The sequence below is a fragment of the Citrobacter sp. Cy070 genome (assembly GCF_030332245.1).
In the GTDB taxonomy this organism is placed as follows: Bacteria; Pseudomonadota; Gammaproteobacteria; order Enterobacterales; family Enterobacteriaceae; genus Citrobacter; species Citrobacter youngae.
Map to the genome: position 1 here is coordinate 22,293 of NZ_JAOWIG010000075.1, position 13,482 is coordinate 35,774.

The 13,482-nt window shown below is 52.4% G+C and carries 10 protein-coding genes; 3 read left to right on the forward strand and 7 right to left on the reverse strand.

Annotated features, from left to right (window positions below):
• Positions 1–44 precede the first annotated feature (44 nt).
• The 3 genes from katG to OGY19_RS15230 form a co-directional block, all read right to left on the reverse strand.
• Positions 45–2,225 carry a catalase/peroxidase HPI gene (gene katG, locus OGY19_RS15220; RefSeq protein WP_061066979.1) on the reverse strand — a complete coding sequence of 727 codons (2,181 nt, stop codon included), beginning with the start codon at positions 2,223–2,225 and terminating at the stop codon, positions 45–47.
• Between the two features lie 168 nt (positions 2,226–2,393).
• A complete protein-coding gene (gene metF, locus OGY19_RS15225; protein ID WP_005121692.1) occupies positions 2,394–3,281 on the reverse strand; it encodes a methylenetetrahydrofolate reductase in 888 nt (295 codons plus the stop codon).
• Between the two features lie 157 nt (positions 3,282–3,438).
• A complete protein-coding gene (locus tag OGY19_RS15230) occupies positions 3,439–4,347 on the reverse strand; it encodes a LysR family transcriptional regulator (RefSeq protein WP_115601190.1) in 909 nt (302 codons plus the stop codon).
• A gap of 89 nt (positions 4,348–4,436) precedes the next feature.
• On the opposite strand from OGY19_RS15230, the gene OGY19_RS15235 reads away from it, so the two are divergent.
• Positions 4,437–4,814, forward strand: coding sequence for a carboxymuconolactone decarboxylase family protein (locus OGY19_RS15235; protein WP_048213984.1), 378 nt, complete (start codon positions 4,437–4,439; stop codon positions 4,812–4,814).
• Between the two features lie 38 nt (positions 4,815–4,852).
• On the opposite strand, the gene OGY19_RS15240 is transcribed toward OGY19_RS15235, so the two are convergent.
• The gene (locus tag OGY19_RS15240; protein ID WP_115601191.1) at positions 4,853–6,409 is read right to left on the reverse strand and encodes a bifunctional metallophosphatase/5'-nucleotidase; all 1,557 of its coding nucleotides are present in this window, start codon (positions 6,407–6,409) and stop codon (positions 4,853–4,855) included.
• A gap of 133 nt (positions 6,410–6,542) precedes the next feature.
• On the opposite strand from OGY19_RS15240, the gene OGY19_RS15245 reads away from it, so the two are divergent.
• Entirely contained in the window at positions 6,543–7,715 is a 1,173-nt protein-coding gene (locus OGY19_RS15245) for a cytoplasmic protein (protein WP_115601192.1), read from the forward strand.
• Positions 7,716–7,741: 26 nt separating this feature from the next.
• Here OGY19_RS15245 and metL read toward each other — a convergent pair whose 3' ends face one another.
• A complete protein-coding gene (gene metL, locus OGY19_RS15250) occupies positions 7,742–10,174 on the reverse strand; it encodes a bifunctional aspartate kinase/homoserine dehydrogenase II (protein ID WP_048213987.1) in 2,433 nt (810 codons plus the stop codon).
• Positions 10,175–10,176: 2 nt separating this feature from the next.
• Positions 10,177–11,337 (reverse strand): cystathionine gamma-synthase, encoded by a 1,161-nt coding sequence (metB, locus tag OGY19_RS15255; protein WP_005121701.1) that lies wholly within the window; start codon positions 11,335–11,337, stop codon positions 10,177–10,179.
• Between the two features lie 265 nt (positions 11,338–11,602).
• Here metB and metJ point away from each other — a divergent pair, with 265 nt between their 5' ends.
• A complete protein-coding gene (gene metJ, locus OGY19_RS15260; protein WP_048213988.1) occupies positions 11,603–11,920 on the forward strand; it encodes a met regulon transcriptional regulator MetJ in 318 nt (105 codons plus the stop codon).
• A 59-nt stretch (positions 11,921–11,979) separates the two neighbouring features.
• Here metJ and OGY19_RS15265 read toward each other — a convergent pair whose 3' ends face one another.
• Positions 11,980–13,404 carry an MFS transporter gene (locus OGY19_RS15265; RefSeq protein WP_048213989.1) on the reverse strand — a complete coding sequence of 475 codons (1,425 nt, stop codon included), beginning with the start codon at positions 13,402–13,404 and terminating at the stop codon, positions 11,980–11,982.
• Between the last annotated feature and the right edge of the window lie 78 nt (positions 13,405–13,482).

Sequence of the window (13,482 nt, forward strand, 5' to 3'; positions counted from 1 at the left end):
TCCTACGATGCCGGACCCGCACAAGCGGCATCCGGCATCGTCTGTTACAGCAGATCGAAACGATCCAGGTTCATCACTTTCACCCATGCGGCCACGAAATCTCTCACGAACTTCTCGTGGGCATCGCTGCAGGCATAAACTTCAGCCACTGCGCGCAATACAGAGTTAGAACCGAACACCAGATCGGCGCGGGTTGCGGTGTATTTTACTTCGCCGCTCAGACGATCACGGCCTTCAAACAGCTCTTTTGACTCATCAACCGCCTTCCACTCATGACGCATATCCAGCAGATTGACGAAGAAGTCAGTGCTGAGTACGCCAGGACGATCGGTAAAGACGCCATGCTGGCTACCATCAAAGTTGGCACCCAGTACGCGCATCCCGCCTACCAGCACGGTCATTTCCGGTGCTGTCAGGGTCAACTGCTGCGCTTTATCGATCAGTAACGACTCGGTGGTCGACACGTCAGGACGGGCACGATAGTTACGGAAACCATCTGCAATAGGCTCCAGCAGCTCAAACATCTCGATATCGGTTTGGTCCTGACGCGCATCTACGCGGCCCGGAACAAAAGGTACAGTGATGTTAACACCCGCCGCGCTTGCCGCTTTCTCGACACCGACCACACCGGCCAGCACGATAATATCGGCCAACGAGGCGGTATGAGCAGATTTATAAATACCTTCCAGCACAGGCAGAACGCGTGCTGCGGTGGCATTCACATCCCAGCCGCGCTGTGGATCCAGCGCCAGACGCGCACCGTTAGCGCCACCACGTTTGTCACCACCACGGAAAGTCGATGCGGAAGCCCACGCCACCGATACCAGCTCACTGACAGAAAGTCCGGAAGCTGCAATGGTCGCCTTCAGGTTAAGAATGTCTTCTTCGCTTGGGTTGAAGAACGCATGCGGCAGTGGATCCTGCCAAATCAGATCTTCTTGCGGTACTTCCGGTCCGATGTAACGCGCTTTCGGCCCCATATCACGGTGCGTCAGTTTAAACCACGCACGGGCAAAGGCTTCGTTGAACGCCTGCGGATCGTTAAGGAAACGACGAGAGATCTTCTCGAACTCAGGATCAAAGCGCAAGGTCAGGTCGGTGACCAGCATTGTTGGCTTGCGTTTTTTCGACGGATCAAACGGATCGGGGATAATCTCCGGTGCGTCAACCGCTTCAAACTGAATAGCGCCTGCCGGGCTGCGAGTTTGCACCCACTCATATTTGAACAGGTTCTCGAAGAAATAGTTGCTCCACTGGGTCGGAGTCTGCGTCCAGACAACTTCCAGACCAGAAGTGATGGCATCTGCACCCGAGCCGCTGCCGTAGCTGCTGGCCCAGCCCAGGCCCTGCGCTTCAATTGGTGCAGATTCCGGATCAGGACCAACATGGGATGCTGGTGCTGCACCGTGGGTTTTGCCCAACGTATGACCACCACCAATCAGCGCGACAGTTTCTTCGTCGTTCATTCCCATGTTACCGAAGGTCGCGCGAATAGCCGCTGCCGCAGAAAGCGGTTCGCCGCTATGGTCCGGCCCTTCCGGGTTCACATAGATAAGACCCATTTCGGTTGCGCCCAGCGGCGCTTTTGCCAACTCTTCAGGATGGCGGTGAGTCAGCCAGGCTTTCTCATCACCCCAGTTTACGTCCAGATCCGGTTCCCAGACGTCTTCACGCCCTGCGCCAAAACCGAAGGTACGGAAACCTGAGTTTTCCAGCGCCACGTTACCCGCGAGGATAAACAGGTCGGCCCAGGAAATTTTCTGACCATATTTCTGCTTGATTGGCCACAGCAGACGACGCGCCTTATCAAGGCTAACGTTGTCCGGCCAGGAATTCAGTGGTGCAAAACGCTGCTGTCCGCGACCCGCGCCACCGCGTCCATCGATGGAGCGATAAGTCCCTGCACCGTGCCATGCCATACGGATGAATAAACCGGCATAGGTACCCCAGTCGGCAGGCCACCACGGTTGAGATTCGGACAGAAGGGCTCTGAGATCCCCTTTCAGGGCAGAATAGTCGAGTTTGCTAAATTCTTTGCGGTAGTTGAAGTCCTCGCCCAGCGGGTTCGAACGGTTGGAATGTTGGTTCAGCAAATCTACACGGAGTTGATTAGGCCACCAGTCGCGGTTGTTCGTTCCTGCTCCCGCGCTCTGGTCGTGACCGCCCTGATGAAAAGGACACTTACCGGCAGTTGATGCGTTTTGGCTATCGTCGGACATGCTCATCTATATGCTCCCTTTACAGTGTTCTGACTACGATATACACCACCAGAGATAAGATATAGTCGAAATAACCCACAGATTCGATAGCTAATTCCTTTTATATTTTACGTTACAGAGATGTAGATCAAAATGATCAATAAAAAGCCCTCCGTAGAGGGCTGGGGCATCTGTTTAATTCGGTCTTACACCCAGTGTGTGACAAATAGCGTAGCTCATCTCAGCGCGGTTGAGCGTATAGAAGTGAAAATCTTTCACCCCTTCGCGACTTAGGATCTTCACCATGTCCATGGCGATATTCGCCCCTACCAGCTTGCGGGTTTCGGCATCATCATCCAGACCATCAAACATTGTCGACATCCAGGAAGGGATACGAACATTGGTCATGTCGGCAAATTTTTTCGCCTGCTTAAAGTTGGAGACTGGCAGGATACCCGGAATAATTTCCACATCGATACCCGCAGACACGCAGCGATCGCGAAAACGCAGATAGCTTTCTACATCGAAGAAGAACTGGGTGATCGCGCGGTTCGCACCGGCATCAACCTTACGCTTCAGGTTCAGCAAATCAGCCTGAGCACTCTTTGCTTCCGGGTGCACTTCCGGGTAAGCCGCAACGGAGATATCAAAGTCAGCAACGTCTTTCAGCAGCGTCACCAGGTCAGAAGCATACATATCCGGTTTACCACTTCCCGGCGGCAGGTCACCACGCAGGGCCACAATATGCCGAATACCGTTGTTCCAGTAGTCCTGAGCAATGGTACGCAGCTCATCACGGGTCGCATCAATGCAGGTCAGGTGCGGCGCCGCTTCAAGACCCGTGCGATCCTTAATGCCTTTAATAATGCTGTGCGTACGGTCGCGCTCACCAGAGTTTGCACCGTAAGTGACTGAAACAAACTTCGGCTTCAGGCTGCTCAGGCGATCGATGGAGTTCCACAGGGTTTGCTCCATTTCACTGGTGCGCGGCGGGAAAAACTCAAATGAAACGTTAATCTGACCGGCAACTTCTGCCAGGCTCTGATTCAGGGCTTCCCGCTGGTTGGCGTGAAAAAAGCTCATACCTTACCTCATCAATCTTTTGTCGTTATATGTTGTGTTGTAAACTGCTATACGTTTAGACGTCTAGATGTAAAAATGACGGAAAAGCATGCTGGCGTCAACACAAAAATCATCGCTAAAGGTGAGGAATACTCAGCCAACGTGAAAAAAATTCACATCAGTCTGAATTGATGAGGGATTGCGTCATGAGTTCTTGCACCCACTGCAACCGGCTCTCATTTTCAGGCAACATCACTAACCCGGCACGGATACACAGCTCAGCATCGCTCAGTGGATGGAATACCACGCCCTGGCGCTGGATAGCAGCAAATGAAGCCGGGAGCAAACTTAAACCATCGCCCTGGGCAATCCGCGCAAGCAGCACATCATGCTCCAGTGGTTCTTCAAGACAGGAAGGAGAGTAACCAGCGCGGTGGAAAATCTGCCGGGTATAGTCAAAGAAAGCCGGGTTACGTTCCCGCTGGAACCAGAACAACGGTCGGTGGTTGAGTGCCGATAAGGAAAGAGAAGCCGTACAAGCCTCTGACCAAAAGGAGGGTAATGCAGCAATTATCGGCTCTTGCCAGGCTAAAGGGGTGACGGTAAGCCCAGATGCCTCAATAGGCAAAGCCACCAGCGCCGCATCCAGTTTGCCTCGCCTTACCTGACGAACAAGTTCAGGTGAGCCGTGACGCATGACACGCAGCATTTTTACACGAACATTTAGCGTTGATTCAAGCGCCACAAAAACGCCCTGTTCAAACGCCGTGCTTAATCCTAAACGCAGAGGTTGCACCTCCATCTGCGCTAACTGGCTCAATGCAATATAGGTCTTGTCCTGTAGCGCCAGCAGCGGACGCACCATTTCAAGTACGCGCTGGCCGTCCTCCGTCAGCGTAAGCCCACGGGTATGACGGACAAAAAGCGTCACCCCCAGGCGTTCTTCAAGCTGGCGAATATGACGGCTTAGCGGCGGCTGCGACATAAAAAGACGTTGCGCCGCACGACTCATGTTGTTCTCTTCGGCCACTACGGTGAAGTAGCGCAGCAGACGGATATCCAGAGAGTGCAGGGGCGATATTGTCATACCAAAAAAGTATCACGGAAACGGTATTATCCCAATCATTCTGCGCGCTCTATCCTCACGCCACAGACCACACGATAGAGGAAGAAATGATGCTTTCAGAACGCTTTATTACCGGCCAGGAGATGTTGCAAAAAGTAGATGGCAAAGGGGGCGATGCAGTCATCGAAAGTCTGCAGGACATTGCGCCAGACTTCGCCCAATACCTGATTGAATTTCCTTTTGGCGACATCTATTCAAGACCGGGGCTGGATTTACGCAGTAGAGAAATAGCTACCGTCGCGGCATTAACTGCGCTGGGTAACGCCACACCGCAACTGAAAGTACATATTGGCGCGGCATTACACGTGGGTTTAACGCAGGATGAGATCGTTGAAGTGATTATGCAGATGGCCGTATATGCTGGCTTCCCCGCGGCACTCAATGGTTTGTTTGCCGCGAAAGAGGTGTTTGCCTCTCACAGAGGCTAAAACAACAGGCCAGCGGATTGTCTGCTGGCCTGAGCTCGCTACGGTTTCACATCTGCCACACGCATGCCTTTGAGTTGCTCATCCGTCAGCGGATTTCCCGCTTTGAAATAATCAACAACCGCATTAGAGATGTAGTAGCCTCCGGATGTATTTCGCGCTTTTCCTTCGGTAAATGCTGTAAAACCATCACCGCCGTCAGCCAGGAAGCTATTGGTGGCTATGTGATAAACCGTGGCATCCTCAATCGGTTTACCGTTTAACGTTAGTACGGTGACGCGCTGACCGACCGGTTTACTGCTGTCATACTTCATCTCCAGGCCTTTAGATACCTGCAAAACACCGTTACTTAAACTCGCACCGTGCTCCATCAAACTACGCAACTGCTTACCGGTGAGATCCATTGTGGCCAGCTCGTTCGGGAACGGGAAGGTGCTAATGACCGCCCCCATGGTGATGGCTCCTGCGGGGACTTCATTACGGATGCCGCCTGAGTTAGTGAGCGCTAACTGGGTATCTTTACCTGCCGCCACCAGCAACGCATCCGCCGCCAGATTGCCCAACGAAGAAGATTCACCGTAAGCACGCGTCAGCTCAACCGGAGAGTTTGCAACCGTTTGTTGTACCACCTTATCAAGCTTTTTATTCCAGCCATCGATGACCTGTTTCGTCTGCGGGTCTGGTTGCCATTCATCCGCAAAAATGGTCTTTAGCTCGAAATTCTTCACGGTAAATTGATGCGGTTTCTGCTGATAATCCAGCACCAGTTTACCCACATCAATACCCCCGCTGTCGGTGGAAAGGATCAGGGTATTACCGACTTTAATCGGCTCCGGCGTGCCAACATGCGCATGACCGGTGATCAGGATATCCAGCCCCTGCACCAGGCCTGCGGTCTGGATGTCTTTATCCAGCGCACGGCGCACATCGGTGCCGCCCAGACTGGACTGACGCGCTGGCGTGCCTTCATGGATCAGCGCCACGGTGAGATCGACTTTGCCTTTAAGCTCATTGATATAGCGTTGCAACCACTTCACTTCATCACGCGCTTCGATACCAATACGTGTCGCCGCAGAAACCGTATCATCAAAAGCAAACACGCCGTGCAGGCCAATCACGCCAATCTTCACGCCATCTTTTTCAATAATGGTGTAAGGCTTATCCCAGAACATTTTGCTGCTGTTCTGATAAAAGATATTACCCTGCACGATGGGGAATTTCGCCTGACTCAGTTGCAACAGCGTATTGTCCCAACCGTGATCGAATTCATGATTACCCATGGTGACAGCATCAAAATTCATGGTGTTCATGATATCGATAATCGCCTTACCCTTGGTCAGACTGCTGATATACGGCCCGGTAAAATAATCACCCGCATCAAAAAACCAGGTGGCGCTGTTTTTCGCTTTCTCCTGCTTCACCATCGTCGTGATATTGGCCCAACCGCCAATGTCACGCGTGCCATCCGCAATCCATGGGACTTTATAAGGTTCAACGTGGGCGTGAAGATCGTTGGTATAAATAATTGTGACATCTTTGGCACTCGCCCAGAGCGGCAACGATACCAGAACACCAACAGCAAGCATTTTTAACTTCATAATCAATCCCTTTCAGTCATATAAAGAATCGCTACGTTACGTTCTGAAAGGGTTTTTTATGTGAGAAAACTCACATCCACCGGTGATAGTCGCGGGTCAAAATCAACGACCATTAAAAATCGTTGGTAATACGATGACATCTCCGTTCACTATCAATTGCTGTAAATCCTTTGGCTGCCAAAATCTGGGACTGGCGAGCTCAGCAGATTACAGCTGGCCAGAGTATCGGCTGGGTTATGCCGCACTGCATTGCCGGGCATGCGGCAGCTATCCCCCGCTGTTTAATGAGGAACAGTTTGGTAGGTGGTTGTCAGCATATTTAACGGATTTTGCCGCCCAAAGCGGTCATTTTTGCCCACGTTGTTACCAGCGAGAAACGATACGCTATGGCCGAAATCCCCAGGGCAGCCAGCGCGTTCAGTGCCGGAGCTGCAAAAAGGTCTGGACACCAAAGCAGCAACCGCTTGTCGCCATCCAACCGCCCGAACAAATCGCAACAGTCTCTCTGATCGTACCTTTTCAGGGTGCCAGTGCAGATCAGCAACTCTATGTGTTGCTCAGTTTTGACGCTATTCGCGGTAATATTCTGCATATTTCCAGCAATTTCACACCTCATCCTGCCGGGGTTTCATTGCGTTACCGCTGGCGCGGCAGCACTGAGCCAGTGGTGAGTCATGATGATATTGTGGAACGAGTCAGTCAGCGAGAAACGCAGTTTTTACGCCGCAGCCAATTTGACGAAATTCAGTACGGCAGCGCGATGCTCAAACGTAACGCCAGCGGCGCAATTTTACGCCCGGTCATTACCGCGCATGGGCATTTCCGCGTCCTGAACCATCTCTGGCCTGCGGTAAAAACGCACATTATTGCCCACGAATGCTTTCTGCGCGGCGCAGTGATTACCGCATGGGCGGAACAATTTCGCGAACATCACGCCTCGCTTTGGTTTGTGGATGAAGAAATCAGCGACGATCAACACACCAGGCCCTGGCAGTTACTGGGCAAAAGTTATCAGGGATGGTGGCAAAACCAGTGGCAAATTTGGCAACAAGGCGACACGCGTAAAATGGTGTGTTTGTTAACAGAGGGTCAGGTTGAAAAAGGAGCGTCAATAACCCTGGCGGCAAGTCATCATTTTCTCAACTGGTTGCAGCAACAGACGGAATTTCAGCAAAGCCCACGTTACTCTGCCCATTCTGTGTTTCAGACGATAAGGACGCTGACAGAGAAATACAACATCCTGGATTTGCCCGGTGGCGCTGCCGCTTACCGGGCCTACGGTTTGTGTCATCGCCAGGCCGGATAAGCGTAAGCGCCATCCGGCAACGCAAACTACAGCAACTGCGCCAAACGGTTGATGTCGGACTGGATAGCACCGGCGGTCACATCACGACCTGCGCCCGGCCCGCGGATCACCAGCGGGTTATCACGATACCAGCGGCTTTCAATGGCGAACACGTTATCGCACGGCAACAGCGCTGCCAGCGGGTGTTCAGCGCGGACTGCTTCAACACCCACACGCGCTTTACCATTGGCGTCAAAACGCGCCACGTAGCGCAACACCAGCCCCATTTCACGTGCAGCTTCCAGACGTTGCACCATCTGTTCATTCAACTCATCGCCATTTTCAAAGAAATGGTCAATGGAGCCTTCTTCGCAGTGCGCAGGCACCAGTGACTCAACGCGAACCTGGTCCGGCTCAATATCGTAACCTGCTTCACGCGCCAGGATCACCAGCTTACGCATCACATCTTTGCCAGAAAGATCGACGCGCGGGTCCGGTTCAGTTAGTCCTTGCTGCCAGGCCTGATCCACCAGATCGGTGAACGGGACCGTGCCATCAAATTGCAGAAACAGCCAGGATAACGTGCCGGAGAAGATCCCGCTGATCGACAGAATCGTATCGCCACTATCAATCAGATCGCGCACAGTATGGTTGATCGGCAAACCTGCGCCCACGGTGGCGTTATACAGCCAGTGGCGACCGGTTTTTTCGAAAGCATCATGAATTTGGCGATACTTATCACTGGTACTCGCCCCCGCCAGTTTATTGGCGCTAATGACATGGAAACCATGGCTGGCGAAGTCCAGATACTGATCGGCCAATTGTTCACTGGCCGTCACATCCAGCACCACTAAATCATCATACGGGTGGGCGCGCATCCACAGGAATAGCGCCTCTTCATCCTGCTCTACCGCTTCGTCGTCGAAGAAGGCCAGAGCACGGCTGGCATCCAGCCCTTCATAGTTCAGCAGGCTGCGGCGGCTATCCACCACGCCTGCCAGCACGAATTCAAACCCGGTACGCGCGGAAAGCGTTGTTTGTTCGCGAGCAAACAGTTCCAGCCAGCGTGAACCAATATTCCCCTTGCCGAACAGCACCAGACCAATACGTTTTTCTGCGCGGAAAATAGACTGATGCAAACCCTGAATCAGGCTTTCGGTCGGGCCGGTACGCAGTACCGCAACCAGACTGATCCCCTCTTCCGACTGCCAGGTAAACTCGACTGGCTGGCCTTTTAACTGTTGCCAGAAACGGTGGCAATGCAGCGGATTACGCGTTACGCCTGCCCCAACCATCGCCACCAGCGCCAGCCCCTGGCGCAGACGCAGCTCGCCCGGCAAACCGGCTTCATCAAGAATTTTCAGTGCGCCGTCAGCGACTTCGGAGGTATAGCAAAATTGCAGTAGCTGGCGGTCAGGATGCACGCCCACCGCCAGTGGACGCACCTGGGTGCGTTTTAAAATCTGGTCGACTTCTTTGTAGGCCAGCTTAAAGTCCTGGCCGGTGGGAACCTGAAACTCAATCAGACAGACGTCGTCATGGCTGGTCACGATGCGCGCCCCGGTACCAGAAGCCAGTACTCGCTCAATCCGCGTTGATCCCTGATCCGGCGTGTAGCTACAGCGCAGCTGGAGGTCGATATCGCTACCCGAAACCGGCTGTAAGGTGCGGGCATGCAGAACCGGAGCCGCCAGACGCGCCAGCTCGCTGGCCTCATCAAGACGCAGCAGCGGTAGCAAGCAGGCATCTTTGACTTTACGTGGGTCCGCACTATAAACCCCGGCGACATCACTCCAGATGGTGACACGAGAAACGCCCGCCAGCGCACCAACCTGCGTCGCCGAGTAGTCAGAGCCGTTACGCCCCAGCAGGACCGTTTCACCCGCATTGCTACGGCTGATAAAACCAGTCACCACCAGGCGCTTACCCGGATGCTGCGCCAGCAGTTGCTGCAGTAATGGGTAAGAAAGACCTTCATCCACCTGCGGCTGAGCGCCGCGTTCAGCACGTAAAAACTCACGCGCATCCAGCCAGGCCGATTCCAGCCCCTGTTGATTAAGGACAGCGGACATCAAACGCGCGGACCACACCTCGCCATGCCCGACGACTTCAGCATAAACGGCATCGTTTACACCGCTGTCGAGTAACCCGGCCAGGCGTTCCAGATCGTGAATAAACGCGCCGATCAACCCATCCGCCACCTCAGGAGGTAACAAACCGCTGATAAGCTCGCTTTGATAGCGACGTAACGCCTGTTGAACCTGATGCGCAGAAAGACGATCGGTCTGGCTTAACTTCAGCCAGCTAATCAACTGGTTAGTGGTACTGCCCGCGGCGGAAACAACCATCATATCGTCAGGCTGCGAGTACTCCGCCATAATACCTGCGACACGCAAATAACATTTCACGTCTGCCAGACTACTACCACCAAATTTGTGCAGTTGACGACCCTTCGCCCCTGCCTGCGCAATCACACTCATGTTTACCCCTTGTTTGCAGCCCGGAAGCCATTTTCCAGGTCGGCAATTAAATCTTCGCCATCTTCAATACCGGTGGAGATACGCAACAACGTTTCCGAAATTCCGGCAGCAGCACGCGCTTCTGGCGCCATACCCGCATGTGTCATGGTCGCGGCGTGGGAGATCAGACTTTCAACGCCCCCTAATGATTCCGCCAGCGTAAACAATGACAACCCGCTCAGGAAGCGACGCAATGTTTGCTCGTCGCCATCCAGTTCAAAACTCAACATCGCGCCAAACCCTTTTTGCTGACGCGCGGCAATCTCATGCCCCTGATTATCCGGCAGTGACGGATGATACAGTTTCTTCACCAGCGGCTGGGTTTGCAGGTAGTCCACAATAGCCTGAGCATTACGTTGTGCCACTTCCATACGCGGTGACAGAGTACGCAGGCCGCGCAACAGCAGATAACTATCAAATGCGCCGCCGGTCACGCCAATATTATTCGCCCACCATGCCAGTTCAGTGACCGTTTCCGGATCTTTGGCTATAACAACACCAGCCACCACGTCTGAGTGACCGTTTAAATATTTCGTGCATGAATGCAACACCAGATCGGCGCCCAATGCCAGTGGATTTTGCAGTGCAGGACTTAAAAAAGTGTTGTCGACAACGCTCACCGCACCAGCCTCACGTGCCAGTTGGCAGATTTTTGCAATATCTACCACGCGCAGCAGCGGGTTGCTTGGACTTTCGACCAGCACCAGCTTCGGTTTTTCTGCCAGCGCCGCTTTCAGCGCCTGATCATCACCCTGATCGACAAACAGCACACGATAACAGCCACGTTTTGCCAGACTGTCAAACAGGCGGTAACTACCACCGTAACAGTCGTGCGGTGCGACCAGCAGATCGCCAGGCTTCAGAAACACCGTGGTGACCAGATGAATCGCCGACATGCCGGTATTGGTCAGCACTGCACCAGCGCCCCCCTCCAACTCCGCCAGCGCACGCTGAACCACATCACGCGTTGGGTTGCCACGGCGTGAATAGTCATGAGCACGAGGCTCATTAAAACCGGTGAAATTATAGGTACTGGAGAGGTGAATCGGCGGGACAACGCAACCGTACTGCTCGTCGTCATTTAATCCGCTACGCACTGCAATGGTGGCCTGTTTACGCGTCATATTGAGGAGATCCTGGCTGAGTCGGTGAAAAGTCAGACACCAGAGTAATCATTGTTACAATAGCCGTCAATACATCTGGACATCTAAACTTCTTTGCGTATAGATTGAGCAAACAGGAAATAGCCGTTAAAATTATATGCATTAGCGTACATTTGCGTCGGCTAACTTCGTGTCAGGGCCGCGCCACTACGATAAACTACGCGCAATTATGGTCCGGGCTCAGGTTCTGGCCTCAATATTAATGACAAAGAGGATTAGGTATCTCATGGCTGAATGGAGCGGCGAATATATCAGCCCATACGCTGAGCACGGTAAGAAGAGTGAGCAAGTCAAAAAAATTACGGTTTCCATTCCTCTGAAGGTGTTAAAAATCCTTACCGATGAACGCACGCGTCGTCAGGTGAATAACCTGCGCCACGCCACCAACAGCGAACTGCTGTGTGAAGCGTTTCTGCACGCCTTTACCGGACAACCGTTGCCAAACGACGAGGATCTGCGCAAAGAACGCAGTGATGAGATCCCGGAAGAGGCGAAGATCATCATGCGTGAACTGGGGATCGACCCGGAGACGTGGGAGTACTGATCGGCTGACGGTTAGAAAAAAAGAGAAAAGGCGGGATAACCCCGCCGTTTCTCACAACGTTATTTTCTAATACCATTGATTTTATTCAATGTTTCTTCCATTTTGAGCGTTTCTCTGCGGTTCAATGGATAGCAATAAATCAGAATAACCGCCGCCAAAAACAGGCACAAAGCCGGCAAGAGATTTGCCATCGTATAAATATTTTCCTGCACAATGCTGGTTTGCACTGCACCGCCCGTTGACGAAGATTGATAACCAATGATGGCCAGCATAAAGCCACCAATCGCCCCTGCACACGCCTGACCCACCTTGCGGGCAAAGAAGTTCACACCGTAAACCGTACCATCCTCACGATCGCCGGTGACATACTGATGATAATCACAAACATCGGTCATAAACGCCCAAATCATCAGGTTGAATAGCCCTGCCCCCAGCGTCGCCAGGAACAGGAAAACCAAATAGACTTTCGCGTCCGTAATATGGATGAAGTACATAATCAGATACATCGCCACCGCAAAGAGCAATGCGCCGACGCTGGCCTCTTTTTTGCCAAACCGCTTCGTCAGCCAGGACGCCGAGGGTGCCAGCAAAACCAGAGAGCCGAAGGTAAATAGCAACGCCACGGACATGGCCTCTTTGTTGTGGAAGTAGTCATTAAACAGGTAAGTCATGTTGGTACCTGACAACCCCTGGTTAATCACAATCAGCAGATCCACCACAACTAAAACGATCAGTGCTTTATTGCGTAACAATCCCTTCAGCAGCACCGATACGGGCATACTCTCTTTTCGCTCCACGCGCACACGTTCTGTTGTTAACTGACAGGTCAACGTTAAAAAGATAAAGCCCAGTACGGCACAACCAATAGCAATCCAGAAAAAATGTTGCCCGGAAATCACCTGACTTCCGTCCACCAGGGTGGTGTACATCAGAATCGGGATAAAAAAGCCGGTTGCTCCACCGCCGATGGCGGAACCCACGCTGCGCCAGGTTGACAGTGACACCCGATCTTCCGGGTTCGAGCTAATCGCCGCAGACATGGCGCCATATGGAATGCTGACTGTCGATAACAGTGAACCGTAAACAAAATAGGAACAGCAGATATAGATAATTTTCGCCGTATAAGAAAAATCATTCACAAACGGCAGGAACAGGACCACCGCAATGATGCAGAACGGGTACTTCATACGGCGCACCCACGGATTAAATCGTCCATGTACCGTCAATTTAGAGGTATCGCATAAGCGCCCTACACCAACATCGACAAACGCATCAAAGAGCTTAGTCACAAAATAGAGCGAGCCGACAATAACTCCTGAAATGCCGAGGACGTTAGTGTAATAAATCATTAAAAAACTATTTACTAACCCAAGAATAAAACAGGTTCCCAGGTCACCACACAAATAACCAATTTTATCCCTGAATCCGAAAGGTCTGACGACAATATCTTGATTGCTTCCACTCACTGTTCCATCATTAGACATGATGTCAACTCCTTAGACATATTATTCACGCAAACTATGCGTATATCCTGGTGTTCAACGTAATAAACCAATACGCAG